The organism is Bradyrhizobium sp. ARR65 (assembly GCF_000472385.1).
Classification (GTDB): Bacteria; Pseudomonadota; Alphaproteobacteria; order Rhizobiales; family Xanthobacteraceae; genus Bradyrhizobium.
Genome location: NZ_AWZU01000011.1, coordinates 35,511 through 60,513, shown reverse-complemented (window position 1 = coordinate 60,513; position 25,003 = coordinate 35,511). Strand labels below are relative to the sequence as shown.

Sequence of the window (25,003 nt, the reverse complement as noted above, 5' to 3'; positions counted from 1 at the left end):
ATTCCGGGGCGATGCGAAGCATCGAAACCGGAATCTCGAGATTTTCGGGTTCGCGCTTACACGCGCCCCGGAATGACAGTGCAACTCACGCAAATTCCAAAATCAACGCATCCACGGCCAGCGTGGCGCCCGGAGACGCATAGATCTTCTTCACCGTGCCGTCCTGCTCCGCGCGCAACACGTTCTGCATCTTCATCGCCTCGACCACTGCAAGCGTCTCGCCGGCCTTGACCTCCTGCCCTTCAGTGACTGCGATCGAAACCACGAGCCCCGGCATCGGGCACAACAGCTTCTTGCCGGTATCGGCCGCGGCCACGACCGGCATCAGCCGGGCAGAGGCGGCTTCCGCCTCGGTGAAGACATAGACGGGGACTTCGACACCCTGATGGGCAAGCCGCACGCCGTTGGGAATCGGGCGCACCTGCACCGCGATCAAGAGACCATCGATGGTGCCTTCCCACACGGGCTCGCCCGGCTTCCAGGGCGAGACCAGATGATGCGGACTGCCCAGCTCGCCGTCGGTGACGAATCGCACCGCGATGCCGCCATCCTCGCGCACGATGTCGAGCAGGACCTCATCGTGATCGAGCCACACCGCGCGCCGTCGCTCGCGGCGCACCGGGCGTCCCTGCATCTGGCCAGAGATCTGCCGCTTGCGCTCGCCGAGCACGTGGTCGATGGCGGCGCCGACTGCGGCGATCCGGCGCGCGATCTCGCCTTCGGGATGCTGCGGCGAGAAGCCCCGCGGAAACTCCTCCGCGATGAAGCCGGTGGAGAGTTTGCCTTCACGCCAGCGCGGATGGTTCATCAAAGCCGACAGGAACGGAATGTTGTGCCGGATGCCGTCGACATAGAACGCATCGAGCGCGGTCGATTGCGCTTCGACGGCGGCCGCGCGCGACGGCGCGTGGGTGACGAGCTTCGCGATCATCGGATCGTAATAGATCGAGATCTCCCCGCCCTCCTGCACGCCGGTATCGTTGCGCACGGTGATGCCGTTGGCGCTGCTCTCTGGCGGCGGCCGGTATTTGACGAGGCGGCCGACCGAGGGCAGGAAATTGCGAAAGGGATCCTCGGCATAGACGCGCGATTCCACCGCCCAGCCCGTGAGCGTGACGTCCTTTTGCGTGAGCTGCAGTTTTTCGCCCGCCGCGACGCGGATCATCTGCTCGACGAGATCGATGCCGGTGACCAGTTCGGTCACGGGATGTTCGACCTGCAGGCGCGTGTTCATTTCCAGGAAATAGAAGCTCTTGTCCTGGCCCGCGACAAACTCGACGGTTCCTGCGGAGTCATACTTTACGGCCTTGGCCAGCGCGACCGCCTGCTCGCCCATCCTGCGCCGTGTGCTTTCGTCCAGAAGCGGTGACGGCGCCTCCTCGATCACCTTCTGATTGCGGCGCTGGATCGAACATTCGCGCTCGCCGAGATAGATGACGTTGCCGTGCTTGTCCCCTAACACCTGGATCTCGATATGGCGGGGATCGACGATGAATTTCTCGATGAACACGCGATCGTCGCCGAAAGAAGATTTTGCCTCGGCCTTGGCGAGCTTGAATCCTTCGGCGACCTCGGCCGTCGAGTAGGCGATGCGCATGCCCTTGCCGCCGCCGCCGGCGGAAGCCTTGATCATCACCGGATAGCCGATCTCATCGGCGATGCGGACCGCGTGTTTGTCATCCTCGATGACGCCAAGATAGCCGGGAACGGTCGAGACCTTGGCTTTGGCCGCCGCTTTCTTGGATTCGATCTTGTCGCCCATCGCCGCGATCGCATCCGGATTGGGGCCGATGAAGACGACGCCCGCCTTCGCGAGCGCGCGCGGAAAGGCCTCGCGCTCGGACAGAAATCCGTAGCCGGGATGGACGGCCTCCACCCCGGTCTTGCGGCAGGCCTCAATGATCTTGTCGATCACCAGATAGCTCTCGGCGGCCTGCGGCGGACCGATCAACACGGCCTCATCGGCCATTTCGACATGCAGCGCGTCGCGGTCGGCCTCGGAATAAACGGCCACTGTCTGGATACCCATACGGCGGGCGGTCTTGACGATCCGGCAGGCGATCTCGCCGCGATTTGCGATCAGGATTTTCTTGAACATCTTTTGTTTTCAGGACCTTAGGCGGGCTCCTCCCGCGAGCCTTGCAGGCGGGGCGGATGTCACATTCCGTCTACAGCAAAACGGGGCTGAGGCAACGGCTGATCTGCCGCAAATGCGCAGTTCTGGGCCGATTTTGGTTCGGGTGCTCTACCCCGTGCGTCCGCTTCGCACGCGCGAGGGCGCGGTCATGGCCTCCAGCTTCAAGAGCTCATCGAGCTGCTGGCGCGTCAAGAGCCCCTCCTCCAGCACGATGTCGGCGATTTTCCGCTTTTCGCTCAGCGCGCGTTTGGCGACGCGCGAGGACGCATCATAGCCGAGCGTCGGACCGAGCGCGGTGACGAGCCCGATCGAATCCTCGACTAGCGCGCGGCAACGCTCGCGGTCTGCCTCGATCCCGTTGACGCAACGCGTCGTCAGCGTGGTGATCGCCGCAGTGAGATGGCGCAGCGACGACAAAAGGCAATAGCCGATGGTCGGCTCGAAAGCGTTGAGTTGGAGCTGGCCGCCCTCGGCGCACATCGTCACCGTCATGTCGTGCCCGATCACCATGAAAGCGACCTGGTTAACGACCTCGGGAATAACAGGATTGACCTTGCCGGGCATGATCGACGATCCCGCCTGCACGGCAGGTAAGCGAATTTCCGCAAGCCCGGCGCGCGGGCCGCTGGAGAGCAGCCGCAGATCGTTGCAGATCTTGGAGAGCTTGACCGCGACCCGCTTGAGCACGCCCGAGAACAAGACGAATGCGCCCATGTCCGATGTCGCCTCGATCAGGTTCGATGCCGGCACCAGCGGTTGTTTTGAGATGCGCGCAAGCTCCTCGATCGCGAGCGCCGCATAACGCGGATCGGTGTTGATGCCGGTCCCGATCGCGGTCGCGCCGAGGTTGACCTCGCGGAACAACGCCGCAGCTTCCCTGATCCGTGACTCGTCTTCCTTGATGGTCACGAAATACGCATCGAATTCCTGACCGAGCGTCATCGGCACTGCATCCTGGAGCTGCGTGCGGCCGATCTTGAGCACGTCGCCGAATTCCACCGCTTTGGCTTTGAAGGCATAGGCCAATTCGTCCAACGCCGCGATCAAAGGCTCGGCGGCAAAGATCACGGCAAGGCGCAGGGCTGTTGGATAGGAGTCATTGGTCGATTGCGACATGTTGACGTCGTCATTGGGGTGCAGCGCCGCATAGTCTCCCTTCGCGCGCCCCATGCATTCCAGCGCGACGTTGGCGACGACCTCGTTGGTATTCATGTTCGTCGAGGTGCCAGCGCCGCCCTGCACGGCATCGACCACGAATTGGTCGTGATGCTTGCCGTCGGCGATGATGCTGCAGGCCCGGTCGATGGCGTCGGCCTTCTCCGCGGAAAGGTGGCCGAGCCGCCGATTGGCGCGCGCGGCCGCCTGCTTCACATAGACCAGCGCGCGCACGAAATTCGGGAAGTGCCCCACCGGGACACCCGTAATTGGAAAGTTTTCGACGGCTCGCATGGTGTGGACGCCCCAATAGGCGTCCGACGGAACGTCGCGTTCGCCGAGCAGGTCGTGCTCCCGGCGCATCGTGGTCCGCGACAGCTCGATCGTCTGCGTGGTAGCAAGCTGGACGCTTGGACGAGCTTCGCCGGCAGGCGTTTCAGCGGAAGACGTAGTGACGGCCACTGGATGATCCCTTCAATGTTGCGTACAGCAAGCCCGCTCAGTTGGATTCGCGGGATGATGACCCGCTGCGTCGGCGCGTTCAAGCGCCGCTTCTTGGCGGGATGCAGGCGGGATCAGCCGGAATAGCTCTGAAAACGTCCGCGCACATAGGCGTGCGAAACCGCCTTCATCAGCTCGCTGACCTCGCATTCAAGAAAATTATTGGCAACGATAAGTGCGCGAATGGTCGCACGCATGTCTCCATCGCAGGCGGCAATGGCCTCATCCACCGCGCTCTCCAGTTCGTCATCCTCCATCCCTTGCCGCTTTGAGCTGGATGACATCGAAGCCATTCCCCCTGATCGCCACAAGCGTCATGTTCTATTTTTGTTCTCGCATGTCAACAGGGAACAGCGGCGCCTCGGATTACCTCCCTTGCGGCTTGGCGACATCCTGCACCAGCCGATGGATGAAGCGCAGCTTTTCGATCACTGCGGGTGACAGCACGAAAGGATAGAGATCGCGCGTGCCCATCGCGCGATTGATGCTGTTCATGGCGAAGGTAAATGGCAGCCATGCCGCAATGATCGCATCAAGGCTTCCCACCCCATAGGGATCAAAGGCGATCTGCGCCGACAGTCCGCCGATCCGGTCGGCGGAAGGTCTCACCTCGATACCGAAGGCTGCCGCCATTTCCAGTGTGTCGACGATGTGCAGATAATGCGCCCAGGTCTCGGCAAAATCCTCCCAGGGGTGCATGGTGGCGTAGGCGGAGACGAAATTTTCCCGCCAATCCTGCGGCGGCCCTTCGGCGTAGTGGCGCTGCAGCGCCTGTCCGTAATCCATGGAGTCGTCGCCGAACATTGCGCGGCAGGTGTTGAGTCTGCCGCCATCGCGCACCAGCACGTCCCAGAAATAATGGCCGACCTCATGCCGGAAATGGCCGAGCAGCGTGCGGTAGGGCTCGCCCATCTCGAGCCGGCGCCTCTCGCGTTCGAGTTCGTCCGCCTCGGTCAGCGCGATCGTGATCTGCCCGTTGTCATGGCCCGTCGTGATGCGCTGTCCACGCGCTGGATCATCGGCGAGGAAGTTGAAGATCAGCCCGTGCTCGGGGTCTTCGGCACGCGTCCTCACCGGCAGATTCCAGCGGAGCAGCGAATAGAACAGCCGGTGTTTTGCCGCCTCGAGTTCACGCCAGCGCGCGAGACGCACGGGGGCCGACAGATCCGGCACCGTGCCGTTGTGACGGCAGGCGCGGCAATAGCGCTCGCCGGGTTCGGTCAGCCAGTTGCACGCGTCGAAAGCGGCATTCGCACAGAACGCGCGGCCTCTGCCCCCGTCCGCCAGCGTCCGAAAGGTTTCGCCTTCAGGCTCGATCGCGGACATCGTCGCCTTCTCCGGCAGAAATGCCAAGCCGTGACCGCAGCGGGTGCACGTGCGGTTTTCGAAATAAAGGACGTTGCCGCAGGCCTGACAGACGAACAGCTTCACGGGACCGATCCGGCAGGTGAATAATTTGCAGCGCGCGCCCGGCAAAGACGCGGATCGGGCCGACATGGTTCCGTTGCCGCGGAACGATTTGCCAAGGCCTGCGTTTTCTTGTGTGCGTTTCCCCAACGCAAGAAGAAGGCCCCGCCGATGGCGCTCCCAGGCAGAGCGACGGCGGGGCTTATGTTTGGCGTATCTCATTTTGATGGATTGCACCGATGGCGCTTTACCGAGTGAGGCCGACGCGGACTGACGAGGAAATCGCGAAGGCGATTTCGCGCCACGCCAGCCCCGCTTACGAAAAGGCTGCCGAAACACTGTCCTGGGGCGCCGACGAGCATGTGCTGATCGCGCTCGCCGCGGGCTTTTGGCTGTATGCGCGAGGCTGCGGCGAGCGCGCGCGGGTGAGCAGCAATCACCTGTTGTTAACCACTGCCGTGGCGACGGTGCTGCCACATCTTCTGAAGAGCGTGTTCGACCAGGAGCGGCCCGACCGGCGCATCATCCGCGGCCATCTTCACGGCATCCCGTTTTCCGGCAAACCGTTCGACGCCTTTCCATCCGGCCACGCCATTCATGTCGGCGCGCTTGCCTCCGCCGCGACCGAGCTGCCGCCGCGCCAACGTAACCTGGTATGGGGCATCGGCGCGGCCCTGGTCCTGACGCGGGTGGTGCTGCTCGCGCACTGGCTGAGCGATGTGCTGGCGGGGCTTGCCATTGGAGGGCTGACCGAAAGGCTGCTCCGGTTCTGGACCGGGTACAGTTCCAAACCCGAAGCATGACGGATAGAACTGCGCCTGCAATTGTGTGACTATTACCCCTCCGGGGGACAGCGCATGAGCAATGCGGACAGCACTAAAGAGATTCTGGCCGAAGCCGCCGCCGCCGAAAAGTTGCGGCTGCACTTGCAGGAAATTGCCCGCGAGCGCGACAGAGCCCATCGCGCGCTGCAGGAGCGCGAGGCTGAATTGGCGCGCATTCAGCGCATCGCGCGCGTCGGCGGGCTGGAAAGCGACCTGCGCGAGGGCGTTCGCAATCAGCGATCGCCCGAATACCTCCTGATCCACGGCCTGCCGCCGGAAGCGGCCAATGAGACCTATCAGGACTGGGTCAAGCGCATCCACCCTGACGATCGCGCAGCGACGGAAAGGCGTTTTCTAGAGGCCATCGCGGGCACGGCTGAGGACTACACAGCGGAATACCGCATCGTGCGGCCGAATGACCGCCAGGTCAGGTGGATTCGCGTGGTCGCCAAAATCGAGCGCGATGCCGAAGGGCGCGCGATCAGGCTCGTTGGCGCCAATATCGACATCACGGACCGCATGCTCGCGCAGGCGACCTTGCGCGAAAGCGAGGAACGCTTCCGTCTCATCGCCAATAGCGCGCCGGTGCCGATCTGGGTCACCAAGCTCGACAGGACGCGTTCCTTCGCCAACCAGGCCTATATCGACTTTCTCGGCCTGCCTTACGAAGAAGCGATCAAATACGACTGGCGCAAGGCCCTGCATCCGGATGATCTGCCGCGCATACTGAAAGAACAGGTCGCCGGCGAATCCTCGCTCAAGCCGTTCGTGCTGGAGGCGCGTTACAGGCGTGCCGACGGCGAATGGCGTTGGCTGCGTTCGGAATCGCAGCCGCGCTGGGATCCGACCGGCAAGCATATCGGTTTCATCGGCGTTGCGCATGACGTTACGGTCGCCAAGCACGCCGAGATCGAGCTGCGGCGGCTGAACGAGACGCTGGAGCAGCGCATCAAGGAGCGCACTGCGCAGCTCGAAGCCAACGAAGCCAGGATGCGGGCTATCCTCGAGAGCAGCCATCAATATCAGGGCCTGCTGAGCCCCGAAGGCATTGTGCTCTACGCGAACAGGACCGCGCTTGCCGGCATTCGCGCCACAACCGCCGACGTGATCGGCAAGCCATTCTGGGAAACACCCTGGTTCACCGCGACGGAAGGCGCACCTGAAACAATCCGCGATGCCTTTGCCAGGGTGATGCAGGGCGACGATATCCGCGCCGAGATGACGCTGCGCCTGCCGATCGGCGAGCGCCATTTCGATTTCACCATGCGGCCGGTGTTCGATCAGCATGGCGCCGTCACCGGTGCCGTGCCCGAAGCGGTCGACACCACCGAGCGCCGCCAGGGCGAAGAGGTGCTGCGCCAGGCGCAAAAAATGGAGGCGATCGGTCAATTGACCGGCGGCGTCGCCCACGACTTCAACAATCTTCTCACCATCATCCGCTCCGCCACGGATTTCCTGCGCCGGCGCGATCTGCCGGAGGAACGGCGCCGCCGCTATGTCGAGGCGATTTCGGAGACGGTGGAGCGCGCTTCCAAGCTCACCACCCAATTGCTCGCCTTCGCCCGGCGCCAACCGCTCAAGCCGCAGCTCTTCAACGTCGGTACCGAGGTCGAAAACGTGGCCCAGCTCATTCGTCCGCTGGTGGGCAGTCGCATTCAGATCACGACCGAAATCGCCGATGCCAAAAGCTTCGCTGTCGCCGACATCGCCCAGTTCGAGACGGCATTGATCAATCTCGCCGTCAATGCCCGCGACGCCATGGATGGCGAAGGCCACCTGAAGATCGCGGTCAGTACGGTCGGGCTGATCCCGGCGTTGCGCGGCCAGGCCCAGCGTCACGGCGACTTCATCGCCATTTCGGTTGAGGATACCGGCGCCGGCATTGCGCCGGACCATCTCACCGCGATCTTCGAGCCGTTCTTCACCACCAAGGAAGTCGGCAAGGGCACCGGTCTCGGCCTCAGCCAGGCCTTCGGGTTTGCCAAGCAGTCCGACGGGGACATCGCAGTTGCCAGCACACTGGGCCAAGGCGCAACCTTCACCATCTATCTGCCGCAGGCGGAGGCGCCAGCCGACGCCGCGCAGACCGCCGGCCTCGGCAACGAGCCCGCAACCAGCGGCCGCGGCTATCGCGTGCTGGTCGTCGAGGACAATGAAGAGGTGGGGCGCTTCTCCACCGAACTTCTGGAGGATCTCGGCTATGCGGTCAGCCGCGCTGACAATGCGGCCACGGCACTGAGGATCCTTGCCGAAGACGAGTTCACCGTCGATCTCGTGTTCTCCGACGTCATCATGCCCGGGATGAACGGCGTCGAACTCGCCGGCGCCATCCGCGATCGTTATCCGGGATTGCCGGTCGTGCTGACGAGCGGCTACAGTAACGTTCTGGCCGAGAACGCCCATCGCGGATTCGAGCTGATTCAAAAGCCTTATTCTGTCGAAGCGCTGTCTCGCATCCTGCGCAAGGCCGTGGCAGGCAAGATAGCGGCCGTGCGTTGAGAGCGCTCGCCCTGGAACAGAACGCGGATGTCTGAGGCGCAAGAGCAGCAATGCCCTCCCTTCGCTCCCGACTGCTGGCTCTGTGGATCATGCTGGTCATCTCCGGCGCGGCGACGGCCTACCTTCTCGTCGAATCCTTTCAGCAGACGGCAAATGCACGCGTCGCGCGCGCCGAGGAGCTGGTGGCGCGGGCCTGCCGCGACATCGCCGACCGATATCAAGCCTCCACTTCGGATCGGATCGGCCCGGCGATCGATGACAAGCTCAAGCAACAGCTTGCGGCCTTGGTCCAGGCGGCTCTCGCGACGGCCATTGGAGTCGAAGGCGGCATCTGGCAGGCGGACGCAGGCTCGCTCGCCTATGCCTTTCCGTCCTATGAAGGCACCGGCCCGAAGACCGATCTTCCCGCGGCCGAGCTGAACACGATTCGCGAGATCAACGCCGAAGCGCTGCGATCCGGGCAGCCGGCCGGGCTACGACAGCCGTCGCGCTCGCAAACTCTCCTCGTGCATGCCTGTCCACTGCGCGGACCGTTGCAAGGCGCTACCGCCTGGACGATGACGCGCGTGTTCTCCGCGGCGGGTCCGGCCTACACGCAGTTGCTGGCCGGGCTGATCGTCCTCGCGCTGACCATTTTCGGTTCAGCCGTCTGGCTCGCGCGCGTGCTTGTGTCCTGGTCACGGAAGATCGCGCTGTTGGAGGCGGCGCTTGGCAAGAGCGACAGCGGCGCGGTCGATCTGCCCAAGCTTCCGCACACGCATGAACAGGAACTCGACCGGCTGGTCGACGCGCTGAATGAGACCGGCGAACGGCTTGCGCTGGAGCGCCGGCGTGCCGCCACGGCTGAACGGCTGGCCGCGGTCGGGCGGTTGTCCGCCGGCCTTGCCCATGAGATTCGAAATCCCATTGCCGCAATGCGGCTCAAGGCCGAAAACGCACTCGCCTCTTCGGACGACCGCCGCAAGACCACGGCGCTGCAAACGATCCTTGCCCAGGTCGCGCGGCTGGATGCATTGCTGCGCAATCTCCTGCAAATGACTCAGGCAGGCGATCTCAAGCCGCAAGATATCGAGCTCGCCGCCTTCGTCCAAGGCACGATCGAACCCCATCAGGAGCTCGCGACGGCAAAGGGCGTCACCTTGCAGGCCGGAACTTTGGATGCCGACAATCCACTACCCCGCTTCGATCCCTTCCAGATGCAGCGGACTCTCGATAACTTAATCCTCAACGCGATCCAGAACACCCAATCCGGTGGTCGCATCACTATCGACGCGCTCCATCGCGGCGATAAACTGGTGTTGCGGGTCACCGACACCGGCCCCGGCGTCAGCGAAGACATCCGCGAGCGCCTGTTCGAACCGTTTGCGACCGCGCGGGCCGATGGGACTGGTCTCGGACTGGCGATCGTGCGGGAAATCGCGGGCGCTCACCGCGGAGAAGCACGGCTTGCGCCGACAGCATCCGGCGCATGTTTCGAGATCGAGGTGCCATGGCGAACGTCCTGATCATCGACGACGATGCAGCCTTGCGCGAGGGACTCGCGGAGACGCTGAGCGATCTCGGCCACGAAGTGCAAACGGCCTCCTCGGGCCGCGAGGGTCTGGCCGCGCTCTCCGACGAAGTGGATGCCGTGCTGCTCGACGTCAACATGCCGGGCATGGACGGCATCGAGGTGCTCAGGCGGATCCGATCGCGCGAGGCCCCGCCTGCGGTCGTGGTGTTGACCGCCTTTGCCAGTGCGGAGAACACGATCGAAGCGATGCGGCTCGGCGCATTCGATCACCTCACCAAGCCGATCGGACGCGAGGAGCTGAAGCAGCTCCTGGAGCGCCTGCCTTCGCGACGGCGCGCAGCGGCGATCGCCGGCAAAACCACTCTTGATGCGCTGATCGGCCTGAGCGAAGGCATGCGACGGGTGCAGAAGCAGATCGGACTTGCCGCCGACAGCCAGTCCACGGTTCTCATTCTGGGCGAGACCGGCACCGGAAAGGAGCTGGTGGCGCGCGCGCTGCATGTACATAGCGCGCGCAAGAACGGCCCGTTCATCGCGGTCAATTGCGCCGCCATTCCCGAGGACCTCTTGGAAAGCGAGCTATTCGGCCACGTAAAGGGCTCGTTCACCGGTGCGACCAGCGACCGCTCGGGCGCGTTCCGCGACGCCGAAAATGGCACGCTGTTTCTGGACGAGATCGGTGACATGAAGCTCGCGACGCAGGCAAAAATCCTGCGCGTGCTCCAGGAGCGGATGATCACGCCGGTCGGCGGCAAGCCGATCCGGACCACGGCCCGCATCGTCGCGGCGACACACCGCGATCTGGCAAGGCTGGTGGCGCAAGGAGCGTTTCGCGAAGATCTTTATTACCGTCTCAACGTCGTTCCCGTCGCCATCCCGCCCTTGCGCGAACGCGCATCCGACATCGTACCGCTCGCCGAGCACTTTCTCGCGCTATCCGCCTCGCCCGGACAGCCGATCAAGCAGCTTAGTCCGGCCGCGATCGACAAGCTCACGCATCACAGTTGGCCGGGCAATGTCAGGCAACTCCGCAACGTCATCGAACGGGCCTGCGTGCTGACCAGGGGTCACGTCATCGAAGTCGATGATCTCGACACCAGCGCTGCGGATCATCAGCCGGTTTCGACCGCGTTACCCGAGAGCGATCTGCCGGCGGCGGTGGCCAAACTCGAGGAAGCAATGATCCGCAAGGCGCTGGACGCTTGCGGCGGCAATCGCACCGAAGCGGCGCGACGCCTCAATATCAACCGCCAGCTTCTCTACACAAAAATGCAGCGCTACGGCCTTGTAGGGAGCGAAGCGTCAGCAAATCCGACGCCCGCCGTCGGGAAAGACGACGATTGAGCCGCCTCGCCCGCGGCTAACCCCTTGAAAAACAAATACCTTCTCTCTGGCACAGCAGTTGCTGAACCGCTTGTATCGGCGACGTCGTCGCCGCTTCGAAAAGAGGAAAGTCATGCATTGGATCGACCCCAACTGCCTGCCCGAGGTGAAAGGCGTAATCGAACGCTTCGTGCTCAATCCGCACGGCGAGATCGACGGCTTCGTCATGACCGGCGCGAACGAAGCGCTCACGCTCGTTCACACGCCCCCACATCTGGAGACCGAACTCGTGTCCCATGTGAAGCCGGGTGACGCGGTCAGAGTCCGTGGCGTGCGGCCGCGGGGCGCAGCCCTGCTCGCGGCCGTCGCGGTTACCGCGCCGGATGCCACAGAGATCATCGATCGCGGACCGGATCATGACCGCGAGCCGCCCAAGCTCGAGAAAAAGAAGATGTCGGCTGCAAGCGCGGTACGACTGTCGCTGTTCGGCCCCAAGGGCGAGCTTCGCGGCGCGCTTCTTGCCGATGGCACGGTCATCCGCATCGGGCCGAAGGAGGCCAACGAGGTAGCCGGGCTTCTCGCGCCGGGCGCGAGCGTGGCGGTCAGCGGTGATGGCGCGGAAACCAAACACGGGCGCATCATCCACGCCAAGGAAATCGGCGCCGCCTTGAGCGAGCTTCGGCCGATCACGGCCGAAAAGCCGAAGCCCAAGCCCAAACATGATGAAAAGCACGGCCACAAGCACGATCACGGCGCGCACGCCTGAGGCAGGCGCTCATCATAACTGATCCGTCGAGGGCGCGAGGTTTCAACATGGCAGCCGATTCCGTCACCAAACGGCGTGCGACCTGCGCCCTCGATGCCGCCAATTTCTTTCTCGCCGATGTGCGTGACGGGCTGGGTCCGTATCTTGCGATATATCTCTTGACCGAGCAGAAATGGGACGAGGCACACATCGGCCTCGTGATGTCGATTGCGACCGTCGCCGGCATTATCGCGCAGACGCCGGCCGGCGCGCTGGTGGATGCGACACGCGCAAAGCGTCTGGTGATGGTCGCCGCGGCCCTGATCCTCACCGGTGCCTGCCTGCTGTTGCCGTCGTTTCCGAACTTCTGGCCGGTCGCGATCTCGCAAGGCATTGCCCACGCGGCCGGCGTGATCCTCCCGCCTGCGCTGGCTGCGGTGTCGCTCGGCGTGGTCGGCACCCACGCCTTCACCGCGCGGATCGGTCGCAATGAGAGCTTCAATCATGCCGGCAACGCGACCACGGCAGCCCTCGCAGGAGGAGCCGCCTATGTGTTCGGTCCGCAGGTCGTATTCTGCCTGCTCGCCTTCAATTCCCTCGCCAGCTTCGTCAGCGTGCTCGCGATCCCGGAAAGCGCAATCGACCACGATCTCGCGCGCGGCCTGAATGAACATGGAAGCAAGGTCAGCGGCGCAAAGGGAGAGCCCTCGGGGTTGAGCATTCTCCTGACCTGCCGCCCGCTCCTGATCTTCGCCGTCTGCGTGACGCTGTTCCATCTCTCGAACGCGGCGATGCTGCCGCTGGTCGGACAGAAGCTGGCGCTGCAGGACAAGAATCTCGGCACCAGCCTGATGTCGGCCTGCATCGTCGCCGCGCAAATCGTGATGGTGCCGATGGCGATGCTGGTGGGTGCGCGCGCCGACAGATGGGGCCACAAGCGCTTGTTCCTCGCCGCGCTCCTGATCCTCCCTCTACGCGGGGCGCTTTACACCCTATCCGATGACAGGGCGTGGCTCGTCGGCGTGCAACTGCTCGACGGTATCGGCGCCGGCATTTTCGGCGCGATTTTTCCCGTCATCGTGGCGGATCTCACGCGTAACACCGGACGCTTCAACGTCGCGCAAGGCGCGATCATCACGGCACAGAGCATCGGGGCCGCGCTCTCCACCGCGCTTGCGGGCGTGGTGGCGGTCAAGGCCGGCTACAGCGCGGCGTTTCTCACCCTTGGCGCGGTGGCGGCGGTCGGCTTTGCCGTGTGCTGGCTGCTGCTGCCGGAAACGCGCGAGAGGTCCGACGAAGACGCATGCCGATTGGGGCAGACAGAGCTGCCCGCATCCGCTATCGCTGCCGAATGATTGTTCGCAACTTGCAGGAGACGACGCGAGAATGACGCCGCATGACGTGCTTTTGGCCTGGAGCATCATCATCCTGGCGACCGCGGGCGTCATCGTTAGGCCCTTCCACCTGCCGGAAGCGATCTGGGCGGTTGCGGGCGCGGTCGCGCTGGTGCTGCTGGGGCTGCTGCCGTGGGGCGATGCGCTCCGCGGCGTGGGCAAGGGCCTCGACGTCTATTTCTTCCTGATCGGCATGATGCTGACGGCCGAACTCGCACGCTGTGAGGGCCTGTTCAATTACCTCGCGGCCTTTGCCGTCGACCATGCACGCGGTTCACCCCGGCGGCTGTTCCTGCTGGTCTATGCGGTCGGCATTCTCGTGACCGTGCTGTTGTCCAACGACGCCACCGCCATCGTGCTGACGCCAGCGGTCTATGCGGCGACCCGCGCCGCCGGCGCAAGTCCCCTGCCCTATCTCTTTATCTGCGCCTTCATCGCCAATGCGGCGAGCTTCGTGCTGCCGATCTCCAATCCCGCCAATCTCGTCGTGTTCGGCGCACGCATGCCGCATCTTATCGAATGGCTGCGCGAGTTCGCCCTGCCGTCCGTCGCTTCGATCGTCGTCACCTATGTCGTGCTTCGGCTGACCCAGGCCCGCTCCTTGGCGGAGGAAAAACTCGAGATCAGTGTGCCCAAACCGAAGCTCGGCCGCGGCGGCAGATTGACGGCGATCGGGATTGCCGCCATCGGCGCGGTGCTGGTGACGGCCTCCGCGCTCGATGTGCAACTGGGCTTGCCGACTTTCATCTGCGGTGTGCTTACCGCGACCGCCGTGCTCGCGTTAAGCCGGCAGTCGCCCTGGCCGGTGATGAAAGGCATTTCCTGGGGCGTCCTGCCGCTGGTCGCAGGCCTGTTTGTCATCGTGGAAGCGCTGGCCAGGACCGGTGCGATCGGCCAGCTCAACGCCTTCCTGCATGACGCGGTCGAGATATCCGCAAGACAGACCGCGTGGGGCACAGGGCTCGTCACCGCAATGGCCACCAACATCGCCAACAACCTTCCGGTCGGACTGGTAGCCGGCTCGGTCGCCGCAAGCGATCATCTTCCGTCGAAAGTGGTCAGCGCCATGCTGATCGGGGTCGATCTCGGGCCGAACCTGTCCGTCACCGGATCGCTTGCGACCATCCTGTGGCTGGTCGCATTGCGGCGGGAGCGTATCCGCGTGACCGCCTGGCGCTTCCTGCAGATCGGCGTGCTCGTCACCCCGCCCGCTCTGATCGCGGCGCTCGCGGCAGCAATCCGCTGACGCATGATCCGGACCCGAAGAGTCAGGTTAGCGCATCGACTGATTAAGTTGTATCGGAGCGAGAAGGGAAGCGACTAAGCAGTCCAGATTGCATCCACGGAGAAAGTTTGTATTGCTTCGCCGAGCCCAACCGCGCTTCGCGCGGACCCGTTGGCTCGCAAGGACGGCGGAGTCCGCTCAAACAAGACCTCAGTCATCGTCCGATTCCATCTAACCGGATCATGATCCCACCTCACTCGGCCGGTGGCCGCAAGGGGCTTTTGACCCATCCTTCGGCTTCGCCCGATTTGAGCGGATCGGGGCCGTCACAGTCCAAGCATTGCGGCATACGCTCGCCTTTGCCGCCCGGCACCAGAGCCAGCACCATTGGCTTGCCGCATTTTGGACAACGCTTCTGGCCGGATGTGCGGGTCATTGCGACCCCACGATGGTCACTCCCGCGGGCGAACGCTGCGGCCTGACCCGCTCAAGCTTCTTATCAGGGGGGCGTCGGACTGGGCCGCCTCGCACGCGACTGTCTTTCCACGCCGACACTTCCTGTTGCAGCTTGGCCGCCCAGCGACGCTCGACGGCGTCCAGCACGTGCAGCGGCAGTTTTGTCTCATACATGCTTTCCTCCCGTTCAGGCTGCGAGCGCTCGGCTCACAGATTGCAGGCGGTTGGGTTTACCGCCCGGCGGATGCTGAGGCTTGCCGCCGCCCGGATCGCGCGGACCATCATCAAGTTCGGACAGCGCTTCCAGGATCTCATCGACCGTCACCGGCGCCTTAAGCGCGCTTGGCTCGCGCAACGCGGGGCACGAAGCGATGGCGGAAGCGTCTGAGACCCACGACGACAAAATGGCGCGCTTCTCGGCGAGGCTCAGCGTGGGATGTGACACCACATCTCGCGGATGGTCGAACACGGTACCGGGATGCAGCAGCGCGTTGAAGTTGAACACATTGCCATCGGACGCGGTGGTCGGCCGCATGTTTTCCTCCAATCATTGACCAGTTGACCTAAACCCCCGCGCACCCCGCGCGGGACGTCTCCAAGAGCGAAGTCGGATAGAAGAGGTGCCCGCAAAGCCGGCTTGCGGGCGGCCACAACAAAATTGGAACGAGGCCAAAAGGTTTCAAGATCGCGCTGAAAAATTCGTCGCGGCGGCGCAATATGCCTCCCGGCGAGGGTCGCTGTAGCGCGGTCGGGTCGTCAAGCGGCCGCCTCGTAATTGACCGCCTCCTCCGCGATCTTGGTCAGCGTGGCGTCCGTCTTCTTTTCCTCCGACAGGGTCTGATCAAGCAGCTTCACGGCATCCTTCAAGTCGAGCTTGGCCGCCCAGGACTTCAGCGTGCCATAGCGCGAGATCTCGTAATGCTCGACCGCTTGGGCCGCGGCGAGCAGGCCGGCGTCGAGCGCAGGCGTGTCGGCATATTCCTCCATCACCTCCTTGCCTTCCTCGATAATGCCCTCGATTGCCTCGCACTTCTTGCCGCGTGCGGGTTTCCCGATCAGCTCAAACACCTCCTCCAGTCGCTCGACATGCTGTTCGGTTTCGTCGTGGTGCTTCTCGAAGGCCGCCTGCAGATCCTCCGAATGGGCGGCCTTAGCCATCTTCGGCAGCGCCCTCAGGATCTGTTTCTCGGCGTAGTAGATATCCTTCAGCGTATCCAAGAATAGTTCGTTAAGGTCTTTCTCTTTCTGGGCCATCGCGCACTCCCTTCCTCTGCGCGAGACAACCGAGGCTTGCATGGAAAGTTCCGGTCAGGACGCGCGCAGGCCAGTATTCCGGCAGTGCTTCGAATTTTGGTCGGATCGATCTGCTGTTGAAATCGCATCCGCTCTCGATCTACTTCATCCGCGCGCTTTGCTGTCCGGCAACTTGCGGTCGCTGGCAACACCGAGCTGCCGGGCGGCCCCGTTCCGCCGGGTGTGGCGCAGCAGGCGCCGCAGCCACCACGCCGAGACGGCAACAACGAGCCAGGCGACGCAAGCCACGAAGAGCGTGAGCACGGCCCCTTGGCGCGCCAGGAGCCATACGACGAGCCCGAAGACGGCAAGCGCGATGCTGCCCCAGCCGGCGCCCGCGGAATCGAGCGCGGCCGCCTCCTGCCCTCGCCGGCGGCCAGCGAGGCCTTTTTTCTCCTTGCGCTTACGCTCATGCTTTTCGATCAGTGTGGCGCTGGCGCAAAAGATGGCCGGAAAGGCGAGAAACAGGCCGCCCGTGGCAGGCCCATCGATTTTCGCCACGATACCGGCCAGCACCGTGGCGAGCCCGCCGAGCCCGAAACGCACGACGTGCTCGTACCAGCGGCTCTCCTGCAAACCCTGCGGCTTGAGATGAACGGGCATCGCCTACCCCAGCAAGGCGAGCTTGAGCGCAAAGGCCACGCCGAACCAGACGACTGCGGACGTCAGCGTCGCCGCGAGCGCCGACCGGCGCCAGCGCATCAGGAGCTGGCAGACCGCAAAACTATACGCCGCAAGCGCGACTGCCCCGAGCGCCATCGAGCGCCCCTCGATCGCGGCATAGCCTGCGCCATCTTTCCAGAACGCTAGCGCCAACGTCGCAAGCGCAATCGAGGGCGCCGCGCCAAACAGGCCGGCAAAGCTCTTCGGCCGCAACATGTCGCCGAGCACAGCGAAAGCGGACACGACAGCTCCACCGACCAGGAAGCGAAAGACGTACTCCAAAGCGAGTTCCCTCCGAACAAGCTTTGAAGCTCAACGTCCCGCCGAAATCGCGGTTCCGGCCGGCCGTCATAAATGCGTCACGGACGCTCGACCCGTGGACAGAGGTCAACCCGCGTGATGCAGGTAAGCCGCGCTGAACAGGCCGGTATTTTTCAGCGCATCGAGATCGTTGATTGTCAGCATCCGCTCGCGCAGCACGATCAGGCCGGCCGCCCGCAATTCCTGCAGCGTGCGATTGAGATGCACGACCGACAGGCCGGTCGCGTCGGCAAGATCCATCTGGGTAATCGGAAAAGCGCAGCTCGTGCCGTCGACCTGCCCGATGGCCTTCAGCCGCTCGAATATCTCGCAGAGCAAATGCGCGACGCGCTCCAGAGCGACCCGCCTGCCGATGTTGAGCGTCCATTCGCGCTGAATGGAGTTGTTGGCGAGCCATTCGCACCACAAGGCTTCCGTTAAGGTGCGGTCGCTCGCGATCAATTCTTCAAAGCGCTCCCGTTCGATTTCGGAATAGATCACCGGCGTGAGCGAGCCGATCGAATGGTCGATGCGGGACAGCAGATAGGAATAGGCATCGCAGACCTCGCCGGGCAGAATGAAATTGACGATCTGTCGTCGCCCGTCCTCCAGCGTCTTGTAGCGAGCGAGCCATCCCGACAGGATGAAGCGGATCCGGTCGGGCCGATCACCTTCGGAGATCAGGTCCTGCCCCGCTCCCAGGCGCAGCATGCGCTCGCGCACCGCCTTGTCCACGGCTGTGGCCGCCGGCCCGGACAATGGCCGGAAAGCGGCCAGCCGACGCAATACCACCTGCGTCTGCGTTCCATCGAAGCGCGCCGGGCTCATTAGCTCTCCATCGCCGGGCTATGCACAACCCGGCGGCTGAGCGGTATCTCGATCGTGCACCGGACGCCGGATGGATCGTACTGCAGCGAGGTCCTCGCCTTGAACTCGAACGCCAGCGTCCGCTCCAACATCTCGGTCCCAAAGCCCTTTCGCTGTGGCGGGGATACGGGCGGCCCGCCCCGCTCGTGCCATTGAAAGATCAGTTCGGGCGGATTGCCGGCCTCCACAATACGCCAGGTGATATCGATGCGTCCCGACGGCTGGCTCAGAGCGCCGTATTTTACCGTGTTGGTCGCTAATTCGTGAATCGCGAGCGCAAAGGTCTCCGCCGATTTCGGCTGCAGGCGTATCGTTGGCCCGGAAATACGCACCTGTTCGCCCTCCCGGGCATTGTAGGCCATCAATTCCTCGGCCACCAGATATTCGAGATCGACGCCGCCCTCCGGGTCGCGCGTCACCATGGCCTGCGTGCGCGCGAAAGCGTTCAAGCGCCCGTCGAGATGGGCGGCATATTCCTCGACCGTGCCGCTGGTCAGCGCCGAGCGACGGGCGATCGAGCGCACCACCCCGAGCGTATTGCGCACCCGGTGCTGGAGCTCCGAGAGCAGAAGCCGTTGCCGCTCTTCGGCGCGGGCGACGGCGGTCACGTCGATGAAGGTGATGACGACGCCTGCGATGAAATTGTCAATGCTGCGATACGGTAAAATCCGCACGATATAGCGCGTGCCGCTGTCGGGCGCGGTGAGCTCGCGCTCGGCGCTCGCCAGCGTCCTCAGCACGCGGCGGACGTCGTCGTAAAGCTCCTCGATCGGTATTTTCGCCTTGATATGCGAGACCGGGCGGCCAATGTCGGTTTCCACCAGGTGCAACACCTGGGTAATGGCCGGCGTGAAATTCATCACCCGCATGTCGTTGTCGAGGAACACGGTTCCGATCTGGGTGCTCTCCAGGAAATTCTTCAGGTCGCTGGTGGCGCGGGTCAATTCCTGCACCCGATGCGCCAGCTCGCCGTTAACGGTCGTAAGCTCCTCGTTGACCGATTGCAGCTCTTCCCGCGAGGTCTCCAGCTCCTCGTTGGCCGATTGCAGTTCCTCGTTCAGCGACTGGTATTCCTCGTTTGAGGATTTCAGCTCCTCATTGGTGCTCTCGAGCTCTTCGATGGTGGCCTGCAGGCGCTCGCGCGTGGCGCGGAGCTCGTTTTCCAACCGCTCGACATGCTCGCTGCGGACCAGCGCATTGCCGTTGCTGTTCGGGCGGTTCGTGCCGCGGACCGGTCCGTCTTTGAACAGCACCACGAAATGGCGATGCGTTTCGGCTCCCTCCTGAACAGGCTCGACCGTGATGTCGACCAACACGGTGTGCCCGTTCACACCAAGCGGGACCTGCTCGGCATGGGCGGTATCGTTGGTTTCGCGCGCGCGGCTCAGTGCGGTGCGCAGTTCGAGTCGCAGATCGCGATGGACGAGATTGAGCAGCTCGAGCGTTGCGGCGCCCGCGGTCGGCTCGATGTAGCGGCCTGCCCGGCCGGAAAAGTGCAGGATCTGGAAATGGTCGTCGGTGATGACATAGGCCGGCGCGTATCGCTCCGCGATGCGCTGGGCGCGCCGCTCGAGGCTCACATCCGGGCCGTAACTCCGCACCGGCGGCACCTCGACAGGCACCCGCCCCGCCGTCGTCGTGATCGGAAACTCAGGCGGTAGCCGTACATCCGTTTCGAGCTTCCGGAAAATGCGCGCGCGGCGGTCGACCGGCGCGAACAGTTTCGGGTGCCGTGTGACGTTCTCGGAATTGCCGAGAAACAGGAAGCGTCCGGGCAGCAGCGCGAAATGAAACAGCGGAATCACGCGATTCTGCAGCTCGGAGTTCAAATAGATCAAGAGATTGCGGCAGGAGACGAGATCAAGCTTGGAGAACGGCGCGTCCTTGATGATGTTGTGCTGCGAGAAGATGCACATCTCGCGCAATTCCTTGACGACGCAATAGGTGTCGCCTTCGCGCACGAACCAGCGCGCGAGCCTTTCGGGCGACATGTCGTGCTCGATATTCGTGCGATAGCGCCCGACACGGGCGGTCGCGAGCGCGCGTCCGTCGATATCTGTGGCAAAGATCTGCGCCTGCGGCGGCGCTTCCAGCTTCGCCATGTGCTCGCGCAGCAGAATCGCGATCGAATAGGCCTCCTCGCCCGTCGCGCAGCCGAGCACCCAGATCCGCACCTGCTGGCCCGCGGACTTGTCCTCGAAGATCTTCGGGATCACCTGGGTTTCCAGCACTTCGAATTCGCGCTTGTCGCGGAAGAATTCGGTGACGCCGATCAACAGATCGTTGAAGAGATGCTGGACTTCGTCCTTGTCGCTGCGCAGAAAGTCGACATAAGCCGCTATGTCCTCGATCTGCACGACCTGCATCCGCCGCTGCACCCGCCGCAGGAAGGTGTTCTGCTTGTAGCCGTGAAAATCGTTGCCGGTCTTGTTGCGCAAGATGTTGGCGATGCGCGTCAGCGAAGCGGAGGCGGCGGCAAGGACTTCGTCAAAACCCTGCCTTTGCTCGATCCGGCGCAGGTGCCGGGCATAGATCTGGATGTGCTCGGGAATCTTCTCGGACGCGAGCACGAAATCGGCAATTGCAGCGGGCGTGTTGAGTTCCGCGAGATGATCGGCGCTCGCCTGCGAGGTCCGCTCTGCGATAGCCAGCCCGCCGTGGTCCTTCAATGTCGCAGCGCCCAGCGTGCCGTCACCACCCGTCCCGGCCAGGATGACGCCGATCGAATGCTCTGCCCGATCTTCGGCGAGAGAGACCAGAAAACTGTCGATGGTTGCGCGTTCCCCGGGCGCCTGCTCGGCCTCGCGGACGACGAATTTGTCACCTTGCAGCGTGGTGATCATATTGACGGGACAGAGATAGACGGCCCGGCCCTCGATCTGCGCTCCGTTGCTCGCTTCGATCACTTTGACCCCGTCGAGGTGCCCCAGCCGCTCCCGAAGCCACGCGGGATCGAGGGCCTCCCGATGCTGCAAGACGAGCACAACGGCCTGGTCAGGACCCAGCGCGAGCCTGGAGAAGAACGCCTCAATGCTGTCCTTAGCGCTGGCTGACGCGCCGACGCCAATGATGAGTGGCTTGCGCGTCTTTTGGCCGTCTCCGGTTTGCGTTTCAACACCGTTGCTCATCGGCGCCCATTTGATTGAAAAAATCCACCATTGGAAAGGCTTGCAAGGTTAGCCGAACAAACCTGTCGGCGGAACAGGGGTGTCGGCATGGACCGCCCGCCACCGTTGCGTGCAGGATCGTTGAAGCAGCTAACGGCGTTCGGAAGACATCGGTCCATGATGGCGTTTGGTCTAGAGCAGCACCTCTTACCATGCCGCGTCTAGACTATTTTCTTCATGGCTGAAGCATTGACCCGGTCTCCGGATGCAGCCGGACGAGCTGGCTGGTGGAGGGCAGCTGCGCCCGCCCTTTCCACAATCGTGAGACAGGTTGGGCGGCAGGAACCTGCCGCTGGAATGGATCGCGGAACTGCGGAAGGCAAGATGAATTACCCCGCGTGGTGAAGATACGCGATCCGCTGTTCGATGAGCGCACGGTGACGCTCCCACTCGACCAGGGTGCGTTTGAACAGCTCCAACAGCCGTTCCGCCTGTGCGCTGTTCTGGCCGGAGGCTCGCAGCGACGTCACCAGGTCTTGCTGATTGCGGAGCCGCTCCCAGCCCTTCAGGATATCCGCCTGCGCCTTGAGCAACGTCCGTCGCTCCACCTCGATCTCCCGAGCCCTCTCCGCTGCGTTTGGTTCCGGCATTTGGGCCCCGCGCCTAATCGTTGGAGGGCTTCGGATCGAGCGATTGTAGCATAACGCGTCGGATCATGTCGGCGTATCCACGGTATTCGGCGGCCCTGGCATCGTACATCTGCGCCACCGCAAGCCGCCCGCTCCGGCGGCCGTCTTCCGCCATGCGGTGGACGAGTTCGGCTCGCTCCTCGATGATGCGCAAAGCGACGCGCAGAGCCTCATCGACGCGGTTTTCCTGATCCTTCGCCAGCGCCTCGGCGGTATAGGCGTGACCGACCTGGCAGCGAAAACGCAGCGGGCTGCCCGCTTTCAGCGTAGACAGCACGCCGCCGCAACTCGGGCATGTCAGCGGTGCCGGATCGGCGATCTGCTCGATCCCCTCGCTGTCGATGCGCTCGCCGGCGGCGATTTCCACCTCTAGCCTGATCTCGGGCGGGATCGGCAACGGCGTGCCGGCCTGCTCGCGAACCAGGTCGGAGAGGACATCGCCAAGCCGTGCTCCCGGAACGCAGAGATCGACCATCGTCGTCTCCAGCGCCCGCCGCGGCATTTCATCCGCTGTCGCGTCCGAGGGATCCTGCACCAGCGCCATCCCACCGCAGCGCTTGATGGCATTGAGACCGGCGGCCCCGTCCGAGAGCAGCCCGCTCAACACCACGCCGATCACCCTTGGACCGTAATGAAGGGCTGCCGAGCGAAACAAGGGATCGATGGCCGGGCGAACCATGTTCTCGCGCGGTCCGCGTCCAAGCATCATACGACCATCGACAAGCAGGAGATGATGGTCCGGCGCAGCGAGATAGATATGGCCGTTCTCGATTTGCAGTCCGTTTTCGGCCTCTCTAACCGGCAATTGGCCGGCCGCTGCAGCGACGGTACGGAGAATGCCAATTCCCCGAGCCGGAATGTGCAGCACAACAAACACCGCCGCCGGCAAGTCGGGCTGAAGCCGACCGAGAATATGCTTCAGGGGCGCTGTCGCTCCAGCCGACCCCCCTATGACGATGATATCGCGGTTGGCCAAGGCACTTACTCGCCTGCAAATCGTAGGCCGTTGGAACCCAAGTAGCGCTAGGTCGTTCTCCAAGAAGCCCCCGCAACGGGTGGATGTTCCTAATCTGTTTTCGGCTGACTCGAGAATTGGAGCGCCAGATGTCGTCAATCGGCACGACCGCGCCGGCTGCGCGCGCACCGTTGATCGGACGACGGGTGCTGGTCATCGAGGATGAATATTTCATAGCCGACGACATCACCCGTGAACTCGCCTCGCTTGGCGCCGAAGTCATCGGCCCGCTCGGCGAAATCGAAGAGGCGCAGCGCGTTCTGAGTGCCTGCACGGTCATCGACGCCGCACTGCTCGACATCAACATCAGAAGCTCGATGATCTTTCCGTTGGCGCGCGAGCTAAAGGCCCGCAACGTGCCATTCGTGTTCACGACGGGATACGAAAAGGCCTCGCTCTCTCCCGAGTTCCAGGACGTGCCCGTGTTCGAAAAGCCACTGGATCTGCCCGCGATGAGCCGCTCATTGGTGGGAATGATCCTCCAGGGCGGAGCAGCCTAGCGGCAGGACGATGCGGCACTCAAGAGCGCTGTTGTCGATAGGCCCGCATCAAGACACATGCGCGGCGCGGTCACACCCGTCCTGATCCCCGGGCTTCTTCGCGCTGTTCCTCTCGTTAGAACGGGGCAAGCTGCATCCACGCCACCGCGGCAACCAGGACTATGAACCCCGTCATGGCGACGACGAGGAAAGATCGTTCAACCCAATCCATTTGCACCCACCCAATTGAAAGTCACAGGCTGTCGCGCCTCTCGCCGCGCGTCTGTCTCATTTGTGACTCTTACGAAAAAGATTTTGCGCGCCTTGCGCATGAGAACCAAGGTTTCTCCGACGGAACACAGGTTCCGAACATGGCTCGCGTGCCCGCCAGCAGCAAAGGCCACGTCTTACCGCTTCAGCGTTAGTCCAGCGCAGGCCATCGCCGAAACACCCACGTAGGTCGGCTTACCCTCGGAAATTTTACAAGGCTCGTTTCACCCGCAACCAGGCGCGACATTGCTTTCTTTCCGGATGCGGGAACGGCGCAGCAACTGGCAGGTTGATCGCACGTCTAAGCTCTTGAACGCATGGTCGAACGTGAACACCAGACAGCGATCCGCCCCCTCCGAGACCCGTCCAGCCGTGATGGTAGTCGAGGACGAGGTTCTCTTACGCATGATGATTGCCGAGGAACTTCGTAGATCCGACTTGCAAGTCATCGAATGCGGGACTGCGGATGAAGCGCTCGACGTACTGCATAGCGGTACGCCCGTTTCGACCGTCTTGAGCGATGTCCGCATGCCCGGTTCGCTGGACGGGGTAAAGCTTGCCAAGGCAGTGCATGAGGAATTTCCCGGGCTGCCGGTCTTTCTGACCTCAAGCTTGGCTCCCCCGCTCGACACTGCGCCCCACGAAGGCTTCTTTCAGAAACCGTACGATCCGCGCGTGGTGGTGCGCACGATCAAATCCACCATGCGATAGGAACGCCCGGCGCCGGGCGCCGTTTGGCCGGCATGGAAGTCAGGCATGAACGACCGGATGGACAGTGGGTACTGCTTGCGGAGGACGACGTGCTCCTGCGCATCCACCTGGCGCAATATCTGCGCGACTGCGGCTATAAGGTCGCGGAGGCCATCAGCGCATACGAGGCGATCACCATCCTCAAGCGCAACCATCCCGGTATCGAGGCGGTGATCAGCAATATAGAGATCGCGGGCGACGGTTTCGGGCTTTCGCAATGGCTGAGGCACAATCGAGCAGGGCTGCCGATCTTGCTGACCGGCACTGCCCAACGTGCCGCCGAAGCCGCTTCGCGACTATGCAGGCGCGGGTCCGCCGCGACAGCATCGGAATCGCCGAATGTCCTCCTGCATCGAATCCAGCAGGCGCTCGCGAAGCGGAAGCAGTAAAC

Annotated in this window: 23 protein-coding genes; 10 read left to right on the top strand and 13 right to left on the bottom strand. The window is 63.3% G+C overall.

What is annotated here, in order from left to right; translation table 11 throughout:
- Positions 1-85 precede the first annotated feature (85 nt).
- The 4 genes from F758_RS0114735 to F758_RS0114720 all read right to left on the bottom strand — a co-directional run bounded on the left by F758_RS0114735 (position 86) and on the right by F758_RS0114720 (position 5,224).
- Entirely contained in the window at positions 86-2,098 is a 2,013-nt protein-coding gene (locus F758_RS0114735) for an acetyl-CoA carboxylase biotin carboxylase subunit (protein ID WP_024508569.1), read from the bottom strand.
- Positions 2,099-2,245: 147 nt separating this feature from the next.
- Entirely contained in the window at positions 2,246-3,754 is a 1,509-nt protein-coding gene (locus F758_RS0114730) for an aspartate ammonia-lyase (protein WP_245286501.1), read from the bottom strand.
- Between the two features lie 113 nt (positions 3,755-3,867).
- Positions 3,868-4,077: a hypothetical protein gene (locus F758_RS0114725; RefSeq protein ID WP_035722086.1), complete on the bottom strand. Its 210-nt coding sequence runs from the start codon at positions 4,075-4,077 to the stop codon at positions 3,868-3,870.
- Positions 4,078-4,159: 82 nt separating this feature from the next.
- The gene (locus F758_RS0114720; RefSeq protein ID WP_024508566.1) at positions 4,160-5,224 is read right to left on the bottom strand and encodes a zinc-binding metallopeptidase family protein; all 1,065 of its coding nucleotides are present in this window, start codon (positions 5,222-5,224) and stop codon (positions 4,160-4,162) included.
- A gap of 215 nt (positions 5,225-5,439) precedes the next feature.
- Between F758_RS0114720 and F758_RS43995 the strand changes: the two genes are divergently transcribed.
- The 7 genes from F758_RS43995 to F758_RS0114685 all read left to right on the top strand — a co-directional run bounded on the left by F758_RS43995 (position 5,440) and on the right by F758_RS0114685 (position 14,744).
- Positions 5,440-6,003, top strand: coding sequence for a phosphatase PAP2 family protein (locus F758_RS43995; protein WP_035722027.1), 564 nt, complete (start codon positions 5,440-5,442; stop codon positions 6,001-6,003).
- A 54-nt stretch (positions 6,004-6,057) separates the two neighbouring features.
- Positions 6,058-8,523 carry a hybrid sensor histidine kinase/response regulator gene (locus F758_RS43990; RefSeq protein WP_035722025.1) on the top strand — a complete coding sequence of 822 codons (2,466 nt, stop codon included), beginning with the start codon at positions 6,058-6,060 and terminating at the stop codon, positions 8,521-8,523.
- Positions 8,524-8,573: 50 nt separating this feature from the next.
- Positions 8,574-10,028, top strand: a complete 1,455-nt coding sequence (locus tag F758_RS0114705; RefSeq protein ID WP_024508565.1) for a sensor histidine kinase — start codon at positions 8,574-8,576, stop codon at positions 10,026-10,028.
- Positions 10,013-11,380, top strand: coding sequence for a sigma-54-dependent transcriptional regulator (locus F758_RS0114700; protein ID WP_024508564.1), 1,368 nt, complete (start codon positions 10,013-10,015; stop codon positions 11,378-11,380). The genes F758_RS0114705 and F758_RS0114700 overlap by 16 nt, the downstream gene beginning before the upstream one ends.
- Positions 11,381-11,492: 112 nt before the next feature.
- Entirely contained in the window at positions 11,493-12,125 is a 633-nt protein-coding gene (locus F758_RS0114695; protein WP_024508563.1) for a hypothetical protein, read from the top strand.
- A 47-nt stretch (positions 12,126-12,172) separates the two neighbouring features.
- Entirely contained in the window at positions 12,173-13,459 is a 1,287-nt protein-coding gene (locus F758_RS0114690; RefSeq protein ID WP_024508562.1) for an MFS transporter, read from the top strand.
- A gap of 31 nt (positions 13,460-13,490) precedes the next feature.
- Entirely contained in the window at positions 13,491-14,744 is a 1,254-nt protein-coding gene (locus tag F758_RS0114685) for an arsenic transporter (RefSeq protein ID WP_024508561.1), read from the top strand.
- A 411-nt stretch (positions 14,745-15,155) separates the two neighbouring features.
- On the opposite strand, the gene F758_RS49585 is transcribed toward F758_RS0114685, so the two are convergent.
- The 9 genes from F758_RS49585 to F758_RS0114640 form a co-directional block, all read right to left on the bottom strand.
- On the bottom strand, positions 15,156-15,353 hold the full coding sequence (locus F758_RS49585) for a hypothetical protein (RefSeq protein WP_157450020.1): 198 nt from the start codon (positions 15,351-15,353) through the stop codon (positions 15,156-15,158).
- A gap of 13 nt (positions 15,354-15,366) precedes the next feature.
- Entirely contained in the window at positions 15,367-15,714 is a 348-nt protein-coding gene (locus tag F758_RS0114675) for a hypothetical protein (protein ID WP_024508559.1), read from the bottom strand.
- A 221-nt stretch (positions 15,715-15,935) separates the two neighbouring features.
- Positions 15,936-16,433 carry a YciE/YciF ferroxidase family protein gene (locus tag F758_RS0114670; protein ID WP_024508558.1) on the bottom strand — a complete coding sequence of 166 codons (498 nt, stop codon included), beginning with the start codon at positions 16,431-16,433 and terminating at the stop codon, positions 15,936-15,938.
- Between the two features lie 144 nt (positions 16,434-16,577).
- Positions 16,578-17,075: a DUF3147 family protein gene (locus F758_RS0114665; protein ID WP_024508557.1), complete on the bottom strand. Its 498-nt coding sequence runs from the start codon at positions 17,073-17,075 to the stop codon at positions 16,578-16,580.
- Positions 17,076-17,078: 3 nt separating this feature from the next.
- Complete coding sequence (locus F758_RS0114660; protein WP_245286500.1) at positions 17,079-17,378, bottom strand: hypothetical protein; 300 nt, start codon at positions 17,376-17,378, stop codon at positions 17,079-17,081.
- A gap of 144 nt (positions 17,379-17,522) precedes the next feature.
- A complete protein-coding gene (locus F758_RS0114655) occupies positions 17,523-18,263 on the bottom strand; it encodes a Crp/Fnr family transcriptional regulator (protein WP_024508555.1) in 741 nt (246 codons plus the stop codon).
- Positions 18,263-21,430 (bottom strand): CheR family methyltransferase, encoded by a 3,168-nt coding sequence (locus tag F758_RS0114650; protein WP_024508554.1) that lies wholly within the window; start codon positions 21,428-21,430, stop codon positions 18,263-18,265. Before F758_RS0114650 ends, F758_RS0114655 begins: the two co-directional genes overlap by 1 nt.
- A gap of 368 nt (positions 21,431-21,798) precedes the next feature.
- On the bottom strand, positions 21,799-22,002 hold the full coding sequence (locus F758_RS0114645; RefSeq protein WP_245286499.1) for a hypothetical protein: 204 nt from the start codon (positions 22,000-22,002) through the stop codon (positions 21,799-21,801).
- A gap of 70 nt (positions 22,003-22,072) precedes the next feature.
- A complete protein-coding gene (locus F758_RS0114640) occupies positions 22,073-23,074 on the bottom strand; it encodes a chemotaxis protein CheB (RefSeq protein ID WP_024508552.1) in 1,002 nt (333 codons plus the stop codon).
- Positions 23,075-23,202: 128 nt separating this feature from the next.
- Between F758_RS0114640 and F758_RS0114635 the strand changes: the two genes are divergently transcribed.
- From F758_RS0114635 to F758_RS43980, 3 genes are all read left to right on the top strand, one after another.
- Positions 23,203-23,613: a response regulator gene (locus F758_RS0114635; protein WP_024508551.1), complete on the top strand. Its 411-nt coding sequence runs from the start codon at positions 23,203-23,205 to the stop codon at positions 23,611-23,613.
- A 510-nt stretch (positions 23,614-24,123) separates the two neighbouring features.
- The gene (locus tag F758_RS43985) at positions 24,124-24,573 is read left to right on the top strand and encodes a response regulator (RefSeq protein ID WP_024508550.1); all 450 of its coding nucleotides are present in this window, start codon (positions 24,124-24,126) and stop codon (positions 24,571-24,573) included.
- A 32-nt stretch (positions 24,574-24,605) separates the two neighbouring features.
- Positions 24,606-25,001 (top strand): response regulator, encoded by a 396-nt coding sequence (locus tag F758_RS43980; RefSeq protein WP_024508549.1) that lies wholly within the window; start codon positions 24,606-24,608, stop codon positions 24,999-25,001.
- Positions 25,002-25,003: the final 2 nt, after the last annotated feature.